Genomic DNA, 20,296 nt, shown 5'->3' on the forward strand with positions numbered 1-20,296 from the left:
CGCACGGGTGCTCCATGAACAGGAAGACCGCCGGATTCAACCTCGCCTACGTGCTCCTCGCCGCCTTCGGCGTGCTCCTCCTCCAGGACTGGTGGGTCCGCTCGCAGGCGGTCGCGACGCTCCCCTACTCGGAGTTCCAGAAGCTCGTCCGCGAGAACAAGGTCGCGAAGGTGGTGGTCTCGCAGGACCAGGTCTCCGGCGACCTCAAGGAGGCGCTGAACGGGAAGACCCGCTTCGTCACGGTCCGCGTCGATCCCGAGATGGCGAAGGAGCTCGACGCGCACGGCGTCACCTACGCCGGCCGCTTCGAGAACGAGATCGTCCCGCTCGTCCTGTCCTGGGTCCTCCCCATCGCGCTCTTCCTCGGGGTCTGGATGTTCCTCGGCAGACGGATGGCGAAGCAGCTCGGCGGGCCGGGCGCCGGGGGGCTCATGGCGATCGGCAAGTCGAAGGCGAAGGTCTACGTGGAGACCGACACCAAGGTGACCTTCGCGGACGTCGCCGGCGTGGACGAGGCCAAGGAGGAGCTGAAGGAGATCGTCTCGTTCCTGAAGGACCCCAAGGGCTACGGCCGGCTCGGCGCGCGCATGCCCAAGGGCGTGCTCCTCGTGGGCCCGCCCGGCACCGGCAAGACGCTGCTCGCGAAGGCCGTCGCCGGCGAGGCCAGCGTCCCGTTCTTCTCGATCAGCGGCTCGGAGTTCGTCGAGATGTTCGTCGGCGTCGGCGCCGCGCGCGTCCGCGACCTCTTCGAGCAGGCCCGGGCCAAGGCGCCGGCGATAATCTTCATCGACGAGCTCGATGCGCTTGGGCGCGCCCGCGCCGCGGCCGGCGTGTTCGGCGGCGGCCACGACGAGAAGGAGCAGACGCTGAACCAGCTCCTCGTCGAGCTCGACGGGTTCGACCCGACCGCCGGCATCGTGCTCCTCGGCGCCACCAACCGGCCCGAGGTCCTCGACCCAGCGCTGCTCCGCGCCGGCCGCTTCGACCGGCAGGTGCTCGTCGATCGACCCGACCGCATCGGCCGCCGCGAGATCCTGCAGGTGCACACGAAGACGGTGCTCCTCGACGAGTCGGTGAAGCTCGAGGAGGTGGCGGCGCTCACGCCCGGCTTCACCGGCGCCGACCTCGCGAACCTGGTGAACGAGGCGGCCCTGGTCGCGACCCGGCGGTCCGCCGAGAAGATCTCGATGCAGGACTTCAACCTCGCCATCGAGCGCATCGTCGCCGGGCTCGAGAAGAAGAACCGGCTCCTGAACCCGAAGGAGCGGGAGGTCGTCGCGCACCACGAGATGGGGCACGCCCTCGTCTCCGCGGCGCTCCCCGGCGCCGACGCGGTGCACAAGATCTCGATCATCCCCCGCGGCATCGGCGCGCTCGGCTACACCATCCAGCGCCCGACCGAGGACCGCTACCTCATGACGCGCGAGGAGCTCGAGAACAAGATGGCGGTCCTCCTGGGCGGGCGCGCCGCGGAGCACCTCGTCTTCGGCCACCTGTCGACCGGCGCCGCCGACGACCTCTCGAAGGCCACCGAGATCGCCCGGAGCATGGTCACGCGCTACGGCATGGGCGGCCGCCTCGGCCCGGTCACGTACGAGACCGAGCCGAACGGCTTCCTCGGACTGCCGGGCGGGACGCGCCGCCTCTACGCCGAGGAGACCGCGAGAGAGATCGACGTGGCGGTCCGGGAGCTCGTGGAGAACGCCTTCCAGCGGGCGCGCGGGATCCTGACCGCGAACCGGAACCTCCTCGACGAGAGCGCCCGGGTGCTGCTCGCGAAGGAGACCCTGGCGGGCGCGGAGCTCGAGGCGGTGCTCGGGAAGGTCCGGGCGGAGGGGCCGAGGGTCGCCGCGGCGGTGCCGGCGGCGAGGTAGGGGAGCCGCGCCCTCACGGCCGCGGCGACGTCCGGGCGAGCTCTCTCACCCGCAGCGCCCGGCCCTCGAGCTCCGGCCACCGCTCGTGCCGGACGTAGAACACGTCGTCGCGCGAGCGGAACCCGAGCGGAACGAGCGGGCCGCATCCCTCGCGCACCGGCTCGTCGACGGTGACCGCGTCGGCCGGAAGCGCGTGCTCCCGGCCAGACTCCACCTCCAGCACGAAGACCGTGTAAGCCATGCCCCCGGACCCCCGGGGACATGCGCCTGAACCTCGCCCGCGCACGTCCCCTGCGGCGAGCACGAAGCTAGCGCAGCGCGTCCGGGTGAAGGCCGCGCCCGTTGTCGCGCGCGCGTCGCCACGCGCCCGGGGTCGCACGACGGCGTTGGGATCGCGGCGGACGCGCCTCGGCGCGCGAGCCTCCAGCCGCGACCACGACCGACCCGCCCGGGCCCGCTTCCCCCTCGACGTACCGCTCGCCCGATGGTTCGATGGCGAGCGGTGCTCCACGATCTCTGGACGCTCGTCGCGGGCCTGCTCGCGCTCGGCGTGGCCCTCGCCGCGTCGGCGCACGCCGTCCTGCACAAGCGGGACGTCCGGGCGGCCCTGGGCTGGGTCGCGATCATCTGGTTCGCGCCGGCGATCGGCGCGGCCGCGTACCTCGTGTTCGGCGTGAACCGGATCCGGCGGCGCGCCCAGGCGCTCCGGCTCCCGGACGTGCGCGCGCGACCGGAGGACCTGCCGCCCCCGGCGCGGCTCCCGCCTGCCGCCGAGCACCTCCGCCCGCTCGTGCAGCTCGCGGACGCCATCGTCCGCCGCCCGCTCGTCGCGGGGAACTCGGTGGAGCTCCTCGAGGGCGGCGCGCAGGTCTACCCGGCGATGCTCGCGGCCATCGACGCCGCCGAGCTGTCGGTCACCTTCTGCACGTACATCTTCGACCCGGGCCTCGCCGGCGACGCGTTCGTCGAGGCGCTCGCGCGGGCACGCGAGCGCGGCGTGCACGTCCGCGTCCTCATCGACGCCATCGGCGTCCGCTACCGCTGGCCCCCGATCCACCGGAGGCTCCGCAAGCGCGGCATCCGGACGGAGCTGTTCCTTCCGCGGCTTACGCCGGCGTGGCTCCCGTTCGTCAACCTCCGCAACCACCGCAAGCTCCTCGTCGTGGACGGCCGGATCGGCTTCACCGGGGGCATGAACGTCCGCGACGACTTCCTGCCCGGGCTCGGACGGCCCGCGCCGTACGTCGACATGCAGGCGCGGCTCGAGGGGCCGGTCGTGGCGCACCTCCAGTCCGCCTTCGCCGAGGACTGGCTCTTCACCGCCGGCGAGCCGCTCGAGGGGAACACGTTCTTCCCGCCGCTCCCCGCCGCCGGGCCGGTCATCGCCCGCGGCGTGCCCGACGGCCCGGACGAGGACTTCGAGACGATCCGCTGGCTCCTGCTCGGCGCGCTCGCCGCCGCCCGCTCGCGGGTCCGGATCGTGACGCCGTACTTCCTCCCGGACGCGACGCTCGTCACGGCGCTCAACGTGGCGGCGCTCCGCGGGGTCGAGGTCGACGTGGTCCTGCCCGCGCGCTCGAACCTGCCGGTCGTGCACTGGGCGCAGACCGCCCAGCTCTGGCAGGTGCTCGAGCGCGGCTGCCGCGTCTGGTTCACACCGCCCCCGTTCGACCACACGAAGGCGATGACCGTGGACGGCGCCTGGTCGCTCCTCGGGTCCGCGAACTGGGATCCGCGGAGCCTCCGCCTCAACTTCGAGTTCGACGTGGAGGCGTACGATCCCGATCTCGCCACGCGCGTCGACGCGCTCGTGGACGCGCGGCTCGCGGTCGCGAAGCAGGTGACGCTCGAGGAGGTGGACCGCCGGGCGCTGGCGCTGCGGCTCAGGGACGGGGTGGCGCGGCTGTTCTCGCCGTATCTTTGAGGCGGTCCGCGAGCACTCGGAGCGGGAACCCGCATACGAGCGCCGCGCCGCCACGCGGGTTAAGCCCCGCGCATGCCGACCCTCATCGAGAAGCCGACCGTCGTCGCCGCGGCGGGGAACAAGCCGAAGCGGATCGAGGAGTACGTGGGGCGCGTGAACAGCGGCACCGCCGCCGTGAGCGTCGCGCGGATGGTGAGCCCGGGCGGCTGGGTGGAGCCGGGGCAGACGCCCGCGTTCGACGAGTACACCGTCGTGCTGCGGGGCGTGCTCCGCGTCGCGAGCCGGGACGGGAGCGTGGACGTCCGGGCGGGGCAGGCGGTGATCGCGCGGGCCGGCGAGTGGGTCCGCTACTCGACGCCGGAGGCGGAGGGGGCGGAGTACGTCGCGGTGTGCCTGCCGGCGTTCTCGCCGGAGAGCGTGCATCGGGATTCTTGAAGCCGGAGGCGTCGAACCGTTCGTGGTTCGACAAGCTCACCACGAGCTGATTCCGTCAGATCCGCATCGGCGGGCCTTCGACTCCGCGGCCGCGGAGCGGCCGCCACGCTCAGGGCGAACGGGGGGTTGTGGATGAACCCGAGCCTCTCCCGTGCCCGTGCCCGTAAACGTGCCCGGCTTCTCCGTGCCCGTGACCCGCCTCCCGTGGCCCGTGGCCCCTGCCCCGGGCGACGCGAGCGGCCCCCCTCACCCCGGCCCTCTCCCCCCGCTACGCTTCGCTTCGCGGGGGGAGAGGGAGGAATCCTCTTGATCCCCTCACCGACCGCGACCTGCAACCGCGGCGTGCAACCTCGACCTCGACCTCGGACCTCCACCTCGATCTGGATCTGGATCTGCTCCCGACCGTGACCTCGCCCTCGCCCTCGCCCTCGACCGCGACCTGGATCTGGACCGCGACCGCGACCTGGACCTGGACCCCGACCCTCTTCAACCGCGACCCCGACCCTCTGCGTCGAACCGTCTCACCCCGCGCGCCGCAGCCTCCCCCCTCCGGTGGTAGGCTCGCGCGCCAGGAGGGTCTCCAATGGACGCGCTCTCTCGCGGGTTCCGCGACGGGCTCAGGCAGGAGCTGCCGCGCTGGCGCGACGAGGGGCTCGTCTCGCCCGACGCCGCCGCGGCGATCCACGCGCGGTACCGGCTCGCCGAGCCGGAGTCCGGCCTCCCCGGGTTCCTCGCCGTGTACGTCCTCGGCGCGCTCCTCGCCGGCGCGGGCATCGTCTCGCTCGTCGCCTGGCACTGGGAGGGGATGACGCCGGCGGTGAAGCTGGCCGTCATCGGCAGCGCGATGATCGCGCTCCACGCGGGCGGCGTCGCCCTGCACGCGCGCGCGCCACGTCTTGGCCACGCGATCGCCTTCCTCGGCACGCTCGTGTTCGGCGCGAACGTCGGGCTCGTCGCGCAGATCTTCCACGTGAGCGGCGTCTGGTGGGGCGGCTTCGCCGCCTTCGCCGCCGGCGCGCTCGCGGCCGGCCTGCTGTACGAGAGCGTGCCGCACCTGCTCCTCGCCTCGGTGCTGGCGCTCTCCGCCGCCGGGCCGGGCATCGGCCACGATCACCCGGCGCCCGCGGTCGCCGGCGCCTGGGCCGTCGCGGCGATCTTCCTCGTGCTCGCCTGGCGCGCCCGCTCGCGAACGCTCGTCGTGCTCACCGGGATCGGGCTCGCCGCGACCCTCGTCGGCGCCCTCGACGGGGCGCACGCGGATCGCGGCGGCGCCCTCCTCGTCGCCTGTCTCGGCGCGGCCTTCGCGGCGGCGCCGCTCGCGCTGGCGCCCCTCGGAGCGCGGAGCGACACCGCCGCACGGCTCGGCGGCGCCGCGCGCGTGCTCGGCCGGATCGCCTTCGCCGCCGCGGCGTTCACCCTCTCGTTCACCGACGCCGCGCGTTGGATGCGCTTCGGCGGACACGTCCCGGCCATCCTCGTCGTCGCCGCCGCGCCCGCCCTCGCGATCGCGGCCGCGGCCCTGCTCATCGGGCTCCGGCGCGACGACGTGGAGCCGCTCGCGCGGGGCGAGGCGATGCTCCTCGCCGCGACGACGGTCGCGTTCGCCGCCGGCCTCTCGCTCGAGTCGGGCCGCGCGGCCGCGCTCGTCGCGAACCTCGCCCTCGCGTTCCTCGCCGCCGGGCGGATCGTGCGCGGGATGGCGACGCGGCGCCGCGCGCCGTTCTGGGAGGGCATGGGGCTCGCGGGCCTCCTGCTCCTCGCGCGGTTCCTCGAGGAGGAGCTACCGCTCTGGGTGAAGGGGACGGCCTTCCTCGCCGCCGGCGTCGCCGTGATCGTCGCCGGCGCGGCCTTCGAGCGCCGCCGGGCGCGGGCGGAGGTGGCGTGATGCGCGCGACGAAGGGGCGCCTCCTCGCGGTCGTCGCGATCCAGGTCGCGATCCTCGCGGCGATCCCGCTCCGCCAGGTGCGGGCCCGCACCGGCGGGACCGAGATCACCCTCGACACGCTGCCGGTCGATCCCCGCGACCTGCTCTCCGGTCACTACGTGATCCTGCGGTTCAAGGCCGAGGAGCCGCCGCCCGACCTCGTCGACGGGGCCGTCCAGCTCGACGCGCCGGCCTGGCTCGTGCTCGAGCGGGCGGAGCCGGCCTGGCGGGCCGTCGCGGTGGTGCGCGATCGCCCCGCGGCGCGCCCGGACCGCGTGGCGATCCGGACGACCTTCACCCGGGGTCACCCCGACATCCTGTACGCGGAGCGCTTCTACATCCCGGAGGCGCGGCGGGCGGAGGTGGACGCCGCCCTCGCCGCGAGCCGCGGTGTCGCGCTCGTCGATCTCCGCGTGGACGGGGCCGGGAACGTCGCCCTGGTGCGGTTCCGGGTCGGCGGGCTGGTGCTCGAGGACTGACCGCGCACGCCCTTCGACTCCGCAGCCGCTTCGCGGCTGCTACGCTCAGGGCGACCGGAGGGAAACGCCGCCGCTACGCTCGGGGCGACCGGAGGGAAACGCCGCCGCTACGCTCAGGGCGACCGGAGGGAAACGCCGCCGCTACCGCTCGGGGCGACCGGAGGGAAACGCCGCCGTTTCGGCTGCCGTCATGGAGAGCGGGAGACGGCCGCCTCCACCGCTTCCTCCTCGCCCTCGCCGGCGGCCGGCACGACCAGCCGCGCCACCGTCCCGCCCCCCTCGCGTTCGAGCAGCGCGAGCGTTCCGCCGTGCGCGTCCGCGACCTTCTTCGCGAGCGCGAGGCCGAGGCCGGTGCCCTTCTCCTTCGTGGTGAAGAACGGCCGGAAGAGGCTGGCGCGCGCCTTCTCCGGGAGCCCGGCGCCGCGGTCGCGCACCTCGAGCACGACCTCGTCGCCCTGCACCGCGGCCGCGAGCTCCACCTCGGTCGCCGCCGGCGCCGCCTCCACCGCGTTCCGGACGAGGTTCAGGACGGCGCGCCGGAGCTGCTCGCGATCGCCGCGCACCGCGCCCGCGCCCTCGACCGAGAGCGAGACGTGCCGCTCCGCCGCGACCGGCGCGGCGAGGTCGGCCGCCTCGGCGAGGAGGTGCGCGAGGTCCACCTCCTCGCGAACCGCGGGCCGGCTCCGCGCGTAGTCGAGGAACTCCTCCACGACCTTGGAGAGCGCGGCGAGCTCGCTCCGGATCCGCGCCACGTGCGCGGCCTCCGGCTTCTCCGCGAGCTCCTCGGCGAGGAGCCCGGCGAAGAGGTCGAGGGCGCCGAGGGGGTTGCGGACCTCATGCGCGATCCCGGCGAGCAGCGTCTCGCGCTCCTCGTCCCGGGCGCGGAGCGCGCGTCGCATCTCCTCGAGCGTGTCGCGGAGCGTCCCGATCTCGTCCCGGCGGGCGCGCTTCCAGAGCGGCGTGTCGAGGTCTCCGCGCGCGATGCGCCGGGCGGCGTCGGTGAGGCGGGTGAGCGGGCGGGTGACCGAGAGGGCGGCGCCCGCCGCGACGAGGGCGCCGGCCGCGGCGCCGGCGATCGCGAAGCCTGCGAGGAGGCGACGGAAGCGGCGGAAGGCGGCGAAGGACGCGGTGGTCCCGTCCGCGCCCACCACCGCGACGACCGCGCCCGACGCGTCCCGGAGCGGCGCGTAGCCGCTCTTGTAGAGCCGCCCGTCCGAGCCCTCGAAGAGGACCTGGCTCGCGACGGCCTTCCCGCCCGCGGCGAGGGCGACCTCGAAGCGGTCCTTCTCGAGCGCGGCGATCGGCTCGCCGATGCGCGCCCGGCCGGCGGAGTCCGCGAGCGCGGTCCGGTCCGGCCGGACGACGTAGAGCCGCGTGTCGGTGGCGCGGGCGAGCGCGTCGAGGCGGGTGCGGACGTTGCCGTACGTGCGGCTCCGCTCCTCGCCCGGCGCGAGCCGGCCGATCCGGTCCGCGGGGAGCGTCGCGGCCGCCGCCTGCGCGGCGGCGACGAGCCGGGCCGCGAGCTCGTCCTCGAGCGCGCGGCGGGCGAGCCGGTCGGCGACGAGCGCCATGGCGGCGAGCGAGACGAGCGCGGGGAGCGCGGCGGCGAGGGCGAAGCGGAGGCGCACGCCGGGATGCTACTTCGGATCCGTGGCGGCGCGCGGCGCGCTCGCTCCGGCGACCTCGCGCGAGTGGGCGAGGAGGAACCGCTCGACGAGCGGGTAGACCGTCTCCGGCGCGCTCCGGCCGAGGAGGAGATCGGCGTGGCCGAACCCCTGCCCGACGATCGCGTACTCCTTCGGACCGCCCCAGCGCCGGAACGCGGCCTGGACCACCGAGGGCGGCGCGAGCCCATCCTTCTCCGCGGCGAGGAAGAGCGCGGGCTGCCGGCACCGCTCGAGGCTCGCGCGGTAGTCGAGCTTGCCGTCCATCGAGCGGAAGCTGTCCTCGCGGATGAAGGCGGCGAACTGCGAGAGGACGCCGGGCTGCAGGTTCTCGAGGCCGTTCGCGAGGAGCCGCCGGAAGACCCGCGGCTCGACGTTCCGGAGCTGGATCGCGAGATCGAACACGGCCGGGTGCCAGTAGCCCGCGAACGGCGCGAGCATCCGCGCCGCGAGCCGGGTGAAGCGGCCGACCCAGGTGAAGCGCAGCGCGACGAGCTTCTTCAGCCGGTCCTGCACGTCGTAGTGCGCGGGCGCGCCGAGGGCGGCGATCGCGGCGATCCGGTCGGGGTACAGCGCGCAGGCGGCGAGCCCCATGATGCCGCCCTGGCTGTGGCCCACGTACAGCACGCGCTCGGCCCCGGTCTCGCGCCGGATCGCGTCGAGGGCCGCCGGGATGTCCTCCCGGACGTAGTCGTCGAGGTTCCAGCGGCGCGACGCGCCCGGGCCGCGGCGGGAGGCGCCGTGGCCGCGGTGGTCGAGGGAGAAGCAGTCGAACCCCGCGCGGGCGAGGTGGTCCGCGAGCGCCCAGCGGACGAGCCCGAACTCGAACGTCTGCCGGTTCATCGCGATGCCGTGCACGAGCAGCACGGGGGGGGCGCGCGGGACGCCACGGGGCCGGCGCCGGCCGAGGGCGAGCACCCATCCGTCGCGCGTCGGCGCGTGGACGATCCCGTCCTCGATCGGGGGCGCGCGGAGGCGCCATGTCCAGAACGCATAGTGGAGTCCCGCGAGGAGCGCGAGGACGAGGACGGCGGCGAGCGCGGCGAGGAGCGGCTGCACGGTGGGATTGTACCGAGGTCTCGGCCCTGGACTCCGCGCCGCGCGAGGCGCGGCAGGGCGCTACGCTCATGGAACGGTTGGCTACGGGTCCGCGCGCGGAAGGCCCCCGTGGCCCGCCCGTTGCAACCTGCTTCCCTGTGGAACGGGCGACCGGCGGCCGTGGTGACCCTCGGGCGCATCCGTCACCGAGCCATGCGGGCAGGGTGGAGAGCCGGAGCAGCAGCACTGAGCGGAGCGTGGGCATCCCCAGCACACGTTCCGGGCATCGGGTCGAGGGTGGCGTCGCGGTATCCTTGACCGTTCGCGACAGTGGGGCGTAGCGTCCAACACTCACATTTCCCAACGTCGAGGTGCGCCGTGAAGAAGGTCGAGGCCATCATCAAGCCGTTCAAGCTGGACGAGGTGAAGCAGGCTCTCTCCGAGGTGGGCGTCGCGGGTCTCACCGCCACGGAGGTGAAGGGCTTCGGCCGTCAGAAGGGCCACACCGAGCTGTACCGCGGCGCCGAGTACGTCGTGGACTTCCTCCCGAAGGTGAAGGTCGAGGTGGTCGTCTCCGACGCGCTGGTCGGCCGCGTGGTCGAGGTCATCGAGCGCGCCGCCAAGACCGGCCGCATCGGCGACGGGAAGATCTTCGTCATCCCGGTGGAGGAGGTCATCCGCATCCGCACCGGCGAGCGCGGGGACGAGGCGCTCTAGCACGGAAGTCTCCGCCCGGCTCCCGTCCTCGCCGCGCGCCTCGCGGGCGGGACCGGGCGGCGCGGGACCCCTCGACGTGTCCCGGACCGGAAAAGCTCCACCGCTCGCCGCCGCCATCGCGCGGGCCGCCGTCGACTCCATCGCCGACGCGGTGGTGATCGTGGGCGCCGACGGCGGAGTGCTGCACCTGAACCCTCCCGCGGAGGAGCTGTTCGGCCGCTCGCGCGAGCGGGCGGTGGACCTTCCCGTTCGCGCGCTGCCCGGCGGCGCCCAGCTCGCAGCGCTGGCGGAGCGCGCGCGCGTCTCTCACGAGAGCCAGTCGCTCGACTACCCGAGCCCGCAGGACCCCGGCGTCCCCATCTCCGTCGAGGCGAACCCGCTCCTCGACGGAGCGGTCTGCGTGGGCGCCGTCATCGTGCTCCGCGTCCGCCGCTCGTCGGAGCGAACCCTCGACTTCGAGGCGCTCGCCGCAGGCCTCGCCCACGAGATCAAGAACCCCCTCGCCGGGCTCCAGGGCTCCGCGGAGCTGCTCGCCCGGGAGGCGGAGGGTCCCGCGAAGGAGTACGCGCTCGTCATCGCCCGCGAGGCGAAGCGCGTGGACGGGCTCGTCCGCGAGCTCCTCGACCTCGCCCGCCCGGCCGCGCTCCAGACCGCGCCGGTGAACATCCACAACGTCCTCGGCGACGTGCTCGTGCTCGCCCGCGGCGTGTCCGCCGCCGAGGGCATCCACTTCGTCGAGCGCTACGACCCGTCGCTGCCGCCCGTGCACGGCGACGACGAGAAGCTGACGCAGGTGATGCTGAACCTCGTCCGCAACGCGGTGGACGCGGTGGCCGGCCGGCCCTCGCCGCTCATCGTCCTCGAGACCGGCGTGGCGAGCCTCCGGCTCCGGTCCGCGAGCGGCCGGACGAGGCCCCTCGCCCGCATCTCGGTCCTCGACAGCGGCCCCGGCATCCCGGAGCCGATGCTGCAGCGGCTCTTCACCCCGTTCGCGACCTCGAAGCCGCACGGCACGGGGCTCGGCCTCGCCATCAGCAGGCGCATCGTCGAGGCCCACGGCGGTCGCATCGAGGTGAAGAACCGCGCGCTGGGCGGCGCCGAGGCGACCGTCTACCTCCCGCTGGACGTCTCGTAGCTCGGCGTGGCTCACCCGACCGCGGCACCGGGACCGCGGCCGCCGGCGATGGCACCCGGTCGGGTCGCGCGCTGGCCCCGTCCTTGCTTAGAGCATCGACCGGGGCGTGAACCAGGAGGCGTCTTTGCGGAAGGTCCTCATCGTCGACGACGAACCCTCGGTGCGCTTCGTCCTCGCCCGGACGTGCGAGCGCGCCGGCGTGCCGTTCGAGGAGGCGGGCAGCGCCGAGGAGGCGCGCGACAAGCTCCGCGCGTCCGGCGGCGGGAGAGACGGGATCGGCCTCGTCCTCCTCGACATCCGCCTGCCCGGCGACGACGGCTTCAAGCTCCTAGGCGAGATCGGCGGGCGAAGCGACTCGCCGTTCGTCGTGGTGATGACCGCCGAGGACACGATGCGCTCCGCCGTGGAGGCGATGAAGCGCGGCGCCGCGGATTACCTCGGCAAGCCCTTCGACCTCTCCCGCGTCGAGCGGATCGTGAAGGATCTCGCCGCCGCGACGCCGGTGGACGGGCACGACGCCCACGACGGGGCGCTCGGCCACGAGGACCACGGGCCGGTCACCGGCGCGGCCGAGGAGCGAGGCGGCGAGGGCGTCGAGGCGCGCCGCTACCGCGACGTGGCGCTCCCCGAGACGCTCATCGGGCGCTCCACCGCGATGGTCGAGGTCTACAAGGAGATCGGCCGCGTCGCGCGGACCGAGATGACGGTCCTGCTCATGGGCGAGTCCGGGACCGGCAAGGAGCTGGTCGCGCGCGCGATCCACGCGAACTCGACCCGCGCGCGGGGCCCGTTCATCACCGTCAACATGGCGGCGATCCCGCGGGATCTCATCGAGAGCGAGCTGTACGGGCACGAGAAGGGCTCGTTCACCGGCGCGGTCGAGCGCCGCCCCGGCAAGTTCGAGCTCGCGAGCGGCGGCACGCTGTTCCTCGACGAGATCGGCGAGATGCCGATCGAGCTGCAGGCGAAGCTCCTCCGCGTCCTGCAGGAGCGCGAGATCGATCGCGTGGGCGGCACGCGCCCGCTCCCGGTGGACGTGCGGATCGTCGCCGCCACCAACGCGGACCTCGCGCGGTCGGTGGAGGAGGGACGCTTCCGCCGCGACCTCTACTACCGCCTCGCGGTGGTGCCGATCCGGCTCCCGCCGCTCCGGGAGCGCGAGGCGGACGTGGTCCTGCTCGCGCGCCACTTCATCGCGAAGTACGGCGAGCAGCTCAAGGGGCGCCCGCTCGCGCTCGCGAGGGACGCCGAGCCGATCCTCCTCTCCCACGCCTGGCCCGGGAACGTCCGCGAGCTGCAGAACGTGGTGCAGCGCGCGCTGCTCAAGCTCGCGGGCCCCCGCATCGGCGCGAAGGACCTCATCGGCCTGCTCCCCGCCGCCTCGGCGCAGGAGCGCGGCCTCTCCGGCCTCGTCGAATCGGTGCTCGACGCCCCCGCACCGGAGAGCGGCCGGTACCAGGCCGCGCTCGCCGCCGTCGAGGCGCCGCTCATCGCCGCAGCGCTGGCCCGCACGAAGGGAAACCAGCTCCGCGCCGCCGAGCTCCTCGGGATGAACCGGAACACGCTCCGGGAGCGGATGCGCGCCCTCGGGATGAAGCCCAAGTAGCAGGGCAGCCCTGCTCGGCCGCCGCGCAGCGCGCTGCCCGGTTTTCGGGCATCCCCTTCGGTCCGAACCCCCGCGCGGGTCGCCTCCGGCCCTCCGCGAAAAAAAACGCAGGCGAGCTGGAGGCTCGCCTGCGCTGGTCATCGGCGTCCGGGGAGGTGGGGGGGGAGCCCCGGCGTCGACGACTCGATGAGACACGCGACGCGGGTCGCCGGGGACGGGCTCGGACAGGGCGGGGACGGGCGTTCGGGTTCGGGGCTGCGATCCGCTCAGCGGCCGGAGACGCTCACCCGGGTTCCGACCGGCGGCGTGGTCTGCGTCCCGTCGCCGAGCTGCCCGGACGCGTTCGAGCCCCAGCAGCTCACCGCCCCGGCGCCGTCGACGACGCAGCCGTGATCTCCGCCGATCGCGAAGACGCTCGTGGCGCCGGGCGCGGGGAGCGGGGTGCCCGCGTCGGCGAGCTCGCCGGCGAGCCCGATCCCGAGCTGACCGGCCGAGTTGTCGGCGCCGAAGCACTTCACGCTCTCGCCCGGACGCTCGAGGCACGTGTGAGCGCGGCCGCCCGCGAGCATTCCGACGTCGAACGAGACGAGCGCGCCGCCGCCGCCGCCCGCCTTCTGCGGCGCGACCGGGGTCGCCTGCGCCGTCCCGAAGCCCGGGATCGTCCCGGCCACCGTGCCGCCCCAGCAGAGCAACGTCCGCGCCGACGTGGCGGCGCACGCGTGGTGAGCGCCCGCGCCGAGCGCGACGACGCCGGCGCCGAGCCCGAGCGGCGTCTGCGGCGTCGAGTACGAGCCGCCCGCGCTGCCGGTGCCGATCTCGGCGGACGCGTTCGTCCCCCAGCAGGACACCGCGCCGGAGGCGAGCGCGCACGTGTGATCCGCGCCTGCCGCGAGGGCGTTCGCGCCGGCGGCGATCGGCGTGCCTCCCCCGGTCTGGCCGAGGGCGGACGCGCCCCAGCAGGTGACCGCGCCCGCGGCGGACAGCGCGCACGTGTGCCGGTCGCCCGCCGCGAGCGCGACGGCGCTGCCGGCGCGGGTCGTGGGCGCCTGGCCCTCGGCGTTCCGCCCGAGGCACCGGATCTGACCGGAGACGACCGCGCAGGTGTGGGCCTTGCCCGCGGCGACCGCGGTCACGCCGCTCGCGAACACCACGTGCGGGGCGAGGACCGGCGCCGCGCTCGCGGCCCCGGTGACCTGGCCCTGATCGTCCTGGCCCCAGCAGAGGAGCGCGCCGCCGCCCGTGACGGCGCAGGTGTGCGCCGCGCCGGCGGCGAGCGCGATCGCGCCCTCGCAGGCGGCGGCGGTCCGCAGCAGCCCGCCCGTGCAGGAGAATCCGCACGCACCGTGACCGCCCGCCGGCGCGAGGCAGTCCACCTGGCCGCCGGCGGGGGGCGTGACGGTCGCGGTGCAGTCCTCGCAGCCGACGCCGCAGTGCGTGACCGACTCGGGCACGCAGGCGTCGAGCCCGTCCACCTTGCAGACGAGCTCGCGCGGATCCGTGCAGGAGACGCCCTGGCCCTGGTCGCGGAGCGCGGTGTTCCGGTGATCGACGAGCGTGTCGCCGCACCCCGCGCCGGCGACGAGGGCGGCGCCGGCGAGGAGGACGAGGGGTCTTCTTCCGGGGCTCGCCATGGCGCTAGAACCCGTACAGCGCGAGGAGGGCGACCGACGCGGACGGGCGCACCGTGCGCGTGCCGTCGAGCGTGAAGAGCTGCGCGCCCGCCGACGCGTCGAGCCCGACGCGGATCGGCCCGACCGGCGCGGTGGCCATGAGCGCGGCGCCGGCGAGCCCGACGCCGGACGAGAAGGAGAGGCTGCTCGACACGTTCGGCGTGCGCGCCTTCTGCGTCGCGTACCCGTAGCCGCCCTCGAGCCCCGCCTCGACGAGGATCTTCCCCGTGTTCAGCGGGTAGAGCACCGCGAGCGCGCCGGCGGTGAGCTGGTAGTCGTACCGGAGCCACTGGTCCTGGACGTTCGACGCGTTCGCGTAGTCGAACCGGACCCGGACCCCGAGCGGCCCGACCTCCTTGCGCACGCCGATCCGCGCGGCCGGCGCGGCGCGGAAGCCGGGCAGCCCGACCCAGGCGAGGCCCACGCCGGTGTAGAGGAGCCCGGGCCTCGGGCCGCCCTTCGCGCGGGCGAGCTCGTAGCGGGTCGGCTCGAGGCGCGGGAGGGCCGCGGTCCGGCCGCGCTCCACGTCGAGGTCCGCCGTGGCCCGGCCCTCCGGCGCGCGCCGCTCGATCCGGTAGTGGCCGGAGGGGATCGCGAGCGTGGTCTCCACGGCGCCGCCCGGCACCTCGGCGAAGAGGCCCTGCGGACCCTTGAGGATGAAGAGCGCCCGCGGGTCGGGCGGCACGAGGAGCCGCGCCTCGGCCTTGCGGAGATCCGAGAGCACCACGTCCCCGCGGCCGGACATCCTGAGCTCGTAGGTGGCGTGCTGCGTGCCCGCCTGCGTGCCGGACGTGCCCGCCGCGGTGCGCGCGGACGTGTAGCGGAACGCCTCGACGAGCGTGACCCGGCCGTCGCCGTCCGCGTCGCCCGCGCCGCGCAGCGCGATCTCGAGGTGGTGCGTGAAGAAGCTGCCGCCGAGCGCGGCCGACTCCTGCGCCGCCTCGCCGACCGCGGTCGACGCGATGAAGGCGGTCCCCTGCACCGCGTCCTCGGCCGGGATCGCGAACGCGAGCGCGGGCGCGGCGGAGGCGCCCTTCACCTGCGTGAGCAGGCCCGCCTCGCAGGCGTCCACGATGGCCACCTTGGCGTCGGCCGGCGAGCCGCTCACCAGCGCGCGGAGCGCGTCGAACGGGAGCTTCTCGGCGCCCATCTCCAGGCCGCCCGCGCCGGCGTGGCCCGAGTAGTAGACGACGAGCAGCGTCCGCTCGCCGGCGGCCTTCGCGAGCGCGATGCGCGGCTCGAGGGCGCGCACCGCCGCCTCGAGCTCGCCCGGGCCCTTGCCCTGCAGGAGCACCACGTTCGCGGCGTCGAAGTCGCCGAGCTCCACGAGCGCGCGCTCGAAGCGGTCCGCATCCTTCTGGGCGTACCAGAGCTTCGGGCGCCCGGTGTCGCCCCGGTCGTTCCCGGCGACGACGGCGAACCGCGCCGCCCCGGCCGCGGGGGCCGGGGCGAGGAGCGCCGCCGCCACTGCACCGCAGGCGGCGAGCGCGGCGGCTCCCCGGATCATGGCCGCTTCTCGAGCAGCAACGTCGCCTGGCTCGCGGCGGGCGGGAGGTCCGCGAGCGCCTTCGCGTTGCGGACCCTGTCCGCCCCGCCGCCGGCGGCCGCGTGCGCGGACCGCGCGACCGCGTCGTAGGGGAGCGCCTCGGGCGCGCAAACCGCGAAGATCCGCTCCGGCCCAGAGGCGCCGTCGAGCACGGCGCCTCCGGGGAGGGCCCCCGCCTCCGAGACCGGGACCGCGTCGCCCGCCGCCGGGAAGAGCCGGGACACCTGCCCGGTCGCGTCCACGGAGACGATCCAGAGCCGGCAGTCCGGCGCCGGTCGGACCTTGAACCGGAGCTGCGCGTCGGCCGGCACCACCGCCCCGTCCGCCACGGCGACGGTGCCCTCGGCCCCGTGCACGAAGACCGCGATCGCCATCGACGCGCCGCGGAGCCCGACGTAGCCGGGGGGCGGCTCGGTGGCGAGGTCCGGCGCCGGCGCGTGCGTCCGGAGCACGAGGAGCGCCAGTGCGGCGGTCGCGAGCAGGCCGGAGACCGGGAGGACCCAGGATAGGAGGGGGCGGCGAGCGGGCGCGGCGGCGTCCTCGACCGCCGCGACGGTGGCGGGGAAGACGAAGCGGCGGAAGTCCTCGCCCTCCGCCTCCATGCGCGCGATGCGGGCGCGGCACTCCTCGCACGCGCCGAGGTGGGCCGTGAGCGGGGAGCGGGCGGGGTCGAGCAGGTGCGCCTCGAGGGCGAGATCGGACGGGCAGCGGCTCACGACGCGCCTCCCAGGAGCTTCCGCGCGCCCTCGAGGAACTTCGTGAGCCGCCGCTCGACCGTCTTGCGCGACACGCCGAGCGCGTCGGCGACCTCCTCGTGCGCCATCCCGTCGACGAGGACGCCCACCGCGACCGCCTGCGTCCGCTCGTCGAAGCGGGAGAGCACGGTGCTCGCGAGGTGCCGGTCCGGGAACGAGGAGGCGCCGTCGCTGGACGACACCTCGAACCCGTCGAGCGCCTCCTCGCCGCGCCGCACCTTGTTGCGGAGCTGGTTCAGGCAATGGTTCGTCGCGACCCGGTAGATCCAGGGGAGGACGATGCCCGGATCGTCGAGCCGCGCGATGTCCCGGACGAGCTTCACGAAGACCTCCTGCGTGGCGTCGCGAGCGGCCTCGCGATCCTTGAGGAGGCGCAGGCACCGCCGGTACACGGCGGGGCCGTACTGCCGATAGAGCTCCGCGGCTCTTTCGCGGTCCGTCACCCGGCCTCCGTCCCTGGAGACACCCGTTGCTCGCTCGCTGGGACACCGCGCGCGCCGCTCCCTCGGGCGATGTCGATCCGGGGGTAAGCATCGCCTGCGCGCTCGGCTGTCCCCCGGGGACGGGCGCCCCACCCGAGGTGCCCGGAACTCGGGCAGCAAGTGACCGCTTTACAGGCAGGCAACCCCTCGGAGAATCGCGGATTTGCGCTGCCGCGGGGGTTCCGCAGTGGCATGTGCCGTGCTATCTCGACCCGCACCAACCCGCTCCCTCATTTCCGGAGATTGGAGACCCGTCGCGATGGCGAACCTCACCCCGAAGCAGGTCCTCGACATGGCCAAGGAGAAGAAGGCCTCGTACGTCGACCTGAAGTTCATGGACTTCGTCGGCATCTGGCAGCACTTCTCGATCCCGCTCTACGAGCTCACCGAGGACGTCTTCGAGGCGGGCCTGGGCTTCGACGGCTCGTCGATCCGCGGGTGGCAGGCCATTCACGCCTCCGACATGCTCGTGGTCCCGGATCCGTCGACGGCGGTGATCGATCCGTTCATGGCCGAGCCGACGCTCTCCATCATCTGCAACGTCACCGACCCGATCACGAAGGAGCCGTACTCCCGCGATCCGCGCAACATCGCGATGAAGGCGGAGAAGTACCTCAAGGGCACGGGCATCGGCGACGCGGCCTTCTTCGGCCCGGAGCCCGAGTTCTTCATCTTCGACGAGGTCCGGTACGACGCGGGCGTGAACCACGCGTTCTACAAGATCGACTCGGTCGAGGGTCAGTGGAACACCGGCCGCGAGGAGCCCGGCGGCAACCTCGGCTACAAGCCCCGCTACAAGGAGGGCTACTTCCCGGTCGGCCCGACCGACTCGCAGCAGGACATCCGCACCGAGATGTGCCGCGTGATGGAGTCCGTCGGGATCCACGTGGAGCGCCAGCACCACGAGGTCGCGACCGCCGGCCAGGCCGAGATCGACATCCGGTTCGACTCGCTCGTGAACGCGGCCGACAAGCTCCAGTGGTTCAAGTACATCATCAAGAACGTCGCCCGCCGCCACGGCAAGACCGTGACGTTCATGCCGAAGCCGCTCTACGGCGACAACGGCTCGGGCATGCACGTGCACCAGTCGATCTGGAAGGGCGGCAAGCCGCTCTTCGCCGGTGAGGGCTACGCGGGCCTCTCCGATCTCGCCATGTGGTACATCGGCGGCATCCTGAAGCACGGCCCGGCGCTCGCCGCGCTCTGCTGCCCCGGCACGAACTCGTACAAGCGGCTCGTCCCGGGCTTCGAGGCGCCGATCAACCTCGCCTACTCCGCCCGCAACCGCTCCGCCTCGATCCGCATCCCGATGTACTCGCCCTCCCCGAAGGCGAAGCGCATCGAGTTCCGCTCGCCGGATCCGTCCTGCAACGGCTACCTCGCCTTCTCGGCGATGCTCATGGCCGGCCTCGACGGCATCGAGAACAAGATCAACCCCGGCCAGCCCCTCGACAAGGACATCTACGGCATGTCGCCGGAGGAGCTGAAGGACATCCCGAAGATGCCGGGCTCGCTCGACGGCGCCCTCGAGGCGCTCCGGGCGGATCACAAGTTCCTGCTCAAGGGCGATGTCTTCACCGAGGACGTGATCGAGACGTGGATCCAGTACAAGTACGACAAGGAGGTCAATCCGGTCCGGATGCGGCCTTCTCCGCTCGAGTTCGCCCTCTACTTCGACATTTAGTCGAAGCCGGAGCAGCTCTGGCCTTCACGACGGCCGCCCGCGAGGGCGGCCGTTTTCATTTCTCCCGGACGTCTGGTATTCCGGATTCCCTTGACCCACCGGGACAGATTCCGCGCCGCGGTGGGCGGCCTTCCGCCGGTCTTCTGGACCCTCTGGACCGGCATGCTGCTGAACCGGCTCGCGAGCTTCGTCGCGACCTTCCTCGCCCTCTACCTCACCCAGGAGAGGGGCTTCACCATCGCCGAGGCGGGGCGGGTCGTCGCGCTCTACGGCGTCGGCATCACCGTCGCCGGGCCCATCGGCGGGTCGCTCGCGGATCGCGTGGGCCGGCGGTTCACGATGCTGCTCGGCCTCGTGCTCGGCTCCGCTTCGGTGGCCGCGCTCGGCTTCACCCGCGACCCGACCGCGCTCGCGTTCCTCGCCTTCCTCGCCGCGGCGACCGGCGAGCTCTACCGCCCGGCGGTGAACGCCGCGGTCGCCGACGTCGTGCCGCCGGCGGACCGGCGCCGCGCGTTCGGGCTCATCTACTGGGCGGTGAACCTCGGCTGGGCGCTCGGGCTCGCCTTCGCGGGGGTCGTGGCGCAGCGGTCGATCGTGGCGCTGTTCCTCCTCGACGCGGCGACCACGCTCGCCTTCGCCTTCGTCATCGTCGCCCGCGTCCCCGAGACCCGGCCCGCGGGGCTCCCGCGGCACCCGCCGCTCGAGGGGCTCCTCCGCGTCTTCAAGGACGGGCCGTACGTCGCGTTCCTCTTCCTGAACCTCGCCGCGCTCGTCGTCTTCACCCAGTTCCAGCTGGCCGCGCCGCTCGACATGGCCGCGCACGGCGTCGGGCCCTCGACGTTCTCGTTCCTCATGGCGCTGAACGGCGTGGGGGTGGTGCTGCTGCAGCCGACGCTCGCGCCCCAGCTCCGGCGGTTCGACGGCGCGCACCTGCTCGCCGCGTCGGTGCTCCTCTTCGGCCTCGGGTTCGGGGTGAACGCGCTCGGCGGGAGCCTCCCGCTCTACGTCCTCGGCGTGGTGCTCTGGACGGTCGGCGAGGTGGTCGGGTTCCCGGTCGCCTCGGCGCTGGTGTCGGACCTCGCCCCGCCGGAGCTCCGCGGCCGGTACCAGGGCGCCTTCTCGATGACCTGGGGTCTCGCCTTCACCCTCTCGCCGATCTTCGGGGGCGAGCTGCTCGAGCGCTTCGGCGGGCCGACGCTCTGGCTCTCCTGCCTCGGCGTCGGGGGCGCGGTCGCGATCGGGCACCTCCTCGCGGCCCCGCCGCGGCGGCGGCGGCTCGCGGCGCTCGGCGTCGCGGCGCCGGACGAGGCCGAGGCGTCCGGTGCCGCCGCGCCGGAGGCGTGACGGGCGACCGTCCGCCCGC

At 74.2% G+C, this 20,296-nt stretch carries 17 protein-coding genes; 10 read left to right on the top strand and 7 right to left on the bottom strand.

Going from position 1 to position 20,296, the window contains the following annotated elements:
- The first annotated feature begins 14 nt into the window (after positions 1–14).
- Entirely contained in the window at positions 15–1,874 is a 1,860-nt protein-coding gene (gene ftsH, locus AMOR_RS11960; RefSeq protein WP_248361333.1) for an ATP-dependent zinc metalloprotease FtsH, read from the top strand.
- 13 nt (positions 1,875–1,887) lie between these two features.
- Here ftsH and AMOR_RS11965 read toward each other — a convergent pair whose 3' ends face one another.
- Positions 1,888–2,115: a hypothetical protein gene (locus AMOR_RS11965; protein WP_248361335.1), complete on the bottom strand. Its 228-nt coding sequence runs from the start codon at positions 2,113–2,115 to the stop codon at positions 1,888–1,890.
- A gap of 243 nt (positions 2,116–2,358) precedes the next feature.
- On the opposite strand from AMOR_RS11965, the gene AMOR_RS11970 reads away from it, so the two are divergent.
- From AMOR_RS11970 to AMOR_RS11985, 4 genes are all read left to right on the top strand, one after another.
- Positions 2,359–3,798, top strand: a complete 1,440-nt coding sequence (locus AMOR_RS11970; protein WP_248361337.1) for a phospholipase D-like domain-containing protein — start codon at positions 2,359–2,361, stop codon at positions 3,796–3,798.
- A 72-nt stretch (positions 3,799–3,870) separates the two neighbouring features.
- On the top strand, positions 3,871–4,233 hold the full coding sequence (locus tag AMOR_RS11975) for a cupin domain-containing protein (protein WP_248361338.1): 363 nt from the start codon (positions 3,871–3,873) through the stop codon (positions 4,231–4,233).
- Positions 4,234–4,816: 583 nt separating this feature from the next.
- Positions 4,817–6,118: a DUF2157 domain-containing protein gene (locus AMOR_RS11980; protein WP_248361340.1), complete on the top strand. Its 1,302-nt coding sequence runs from the start codon at positions 4,817–4,819 to the stop codon at positions 6,116–6,118.
- Entirely contained in the window at positions 6,118–6,636 is a 519-nt protein-coding gene (locus tag AMOR_RS11985; protein WP_248361343.1) for a GDYXXLXY domain-containing protein, read from the top strand. The genes AMOR_RS11980 and AMOR_RS11985 overlap by 1 nt, the downstream gene beginning before the upstream one ends.
- 188 nt (positions 6,637–6,824) lie before the next feature.
- On the opposite strand, the gene AMOR_RS11990 is transcribed toward AMOR_RS11985, so the two are convergent.
- Both AMOR_RS11990 and AMOR_RS11995 read right to left on the bottom strand, forming a co-directional pair.
- Positions 6,825–8,264, bottom strand: coding sequence for a sensor histidine kinase (locus AMOR_RS11990; protein WP_248361345.1), 1,440 nt, complete (start codon positions 8,262–8,264; stop codon positions 6,825–6,827).
- Positions 8,265–8,273: 9 nt separating this feature from the next.
- Positions 8,274–9,359: an alpha/beta hydrolase gene (locus AMOR_RS11995; protein ID WP_248361347.1), complete on the bottom strand. Its 1,086-nt coding sequence runs from the start codon at positions 9,357–9,359 to the stop codon at positions 8,274–8,276.
- Positions 9,360–9,716: 357 nt separating this feature from the next.
- On the opposite strand from AMOR_RS11995, the gene AMOR_RS12000 reads away from it, so the two are divergent.
- From AMOR_RS12000 to AMOR_RS12010, 3 genes are all read left to right on the top strand, one after another.
- Complete coding sequence (locus AMOR_RS12000; protein ID WP_248361349.1) at positions 9,717–10,055, top strand: P-II family nitrogen regulator; 339 nt, start codon at positions 9,717–9,719, stop codon at positions 10,053–10,055.
- Between the two features lie 76 nt (positions 10,056–10,131).
- Entirely contained in the window at positions 10,132–11,190 is a 1,059-nt protein-coding gene (locus tag AMOR_RS12005) for a two-component system sensor histidine kinase NtrB (RefSeq protein ID WP_248361351.1), read from the top strand.
- 124 nt (positions 11,191–11,314) lie between these two features.
- Positions 11,315–12,796, top strand: a complete 1,482-nt coding sequence (locus AMOR_RS12010; protein ID WP_248361353.1) for a sigma-54-dependent transcriptional regulator — start codon at positions 11,315–11,317, stop codon at positions 12,794–12,796.
- Between the two features lie 266 nt (positions 12,797–13,062).
- Here the strand turns inward: AMOR_RS12010 and AMOR_RS12015 are convergent, their stop codons facing one another.
- The 4 genes from AMOR_RS12015 to AMOR_RS12030 are packed head-to-tail and all read right to left on the bottom strand — an operon-like array spanning position 13,063 to position 17,210.
- Complete coding sequence (locus AMOR_RS12015) at positions 13,063–14,427, bottom strand: RCC1 domain-containing protein (RefSeq protein ID WP_248361355.1); 1,365 nt, start codon at positions 14,425–14,427, stop codon at positions 13,063–13,065.
- A gap of 4 nt (positions 14,428–14,431) precedes the next feature.
- The gene (locus AMOR_RS12020) at positions 14,432–15,973 is read right to left on the bottom strand and encodes a caspase family protein (protein ID WP_248361357.1); all 1,542 of its coding nucleotides are present in this window, start codon (positions 15,971–15,973) and stop codon (positions 14,432–14,434) included.
- Positions 15,970–16,728 carry a DUF4384 domain-containing protein gene (locus AMOR_RS12025; protein WP_248361359.1) on the bottom strand — a complete coding sequence of 253 codons (759 nt, stop codon included), beginning with the start codon at positions 16,726–16,728 and terminating at the stop codon, positions 15,970–15,972. The genes AMOR_RS12020 and AMOR_RS12025 overlap by 4 nt, the downstream gene beginning before the upstream one ends.
- A complete protein-coding gene (locus AMOR_RS12030; protein ID WP_248361361.1) occupies positions 16,725–17,210 on the bottom strand; it encodes an RNA polymerase sigma factor in 486 nt (161 codons plus the stop codon). The genes AMOR_RS12025 and AMOR_RS12030 overlap by 4 nt, the downstream gene beginning before the upstream one ends.
- Positions 17,211–17,508: 298 nt before the next feature.
- Between AMOR_RS12030 and glnA the strand changes: the two genes are divergently transcribed.
- Together glnA and AMOR_RS12040 are read left to right on the top strand one after the other, a co-directional pair.
- Positions 17,509–18,933, top strand: coding sequence for a type I glutamate--ammonia ligase (gene glnA / locus AMOR_RS12035; RefSeq protein ID WP_248361363.1), 1,425 nt, complete (start codon positions 17,509–17,511; stop codon positions 18,931–18,933).
- Positions 18,934–19,053: 120 nt separating this feature from the next.
- Positions 19,054–20,277, top strand: coding sequence for an MDR family MFS transporter (locus tag AMOR_RS12040; RefSeq protein ID WP_248361365.1), 1,224 nt, complete (start codon positions 19,054–19,056; stop codon positions 20,275–20,277).
- Positions 20,278–20,296: the final 19 nt, after the last annotated feature.

It is taken from the genome of Anaeromyxobacter oryzae (assembly GCF_023169945.1).
GTDB lineage: Bacteria > Myxococcota > Myxococcia > Myxococcales > Anaeromyxobacteraceae > Anaeromyxobacter > Anaeromyxobacter oryzae.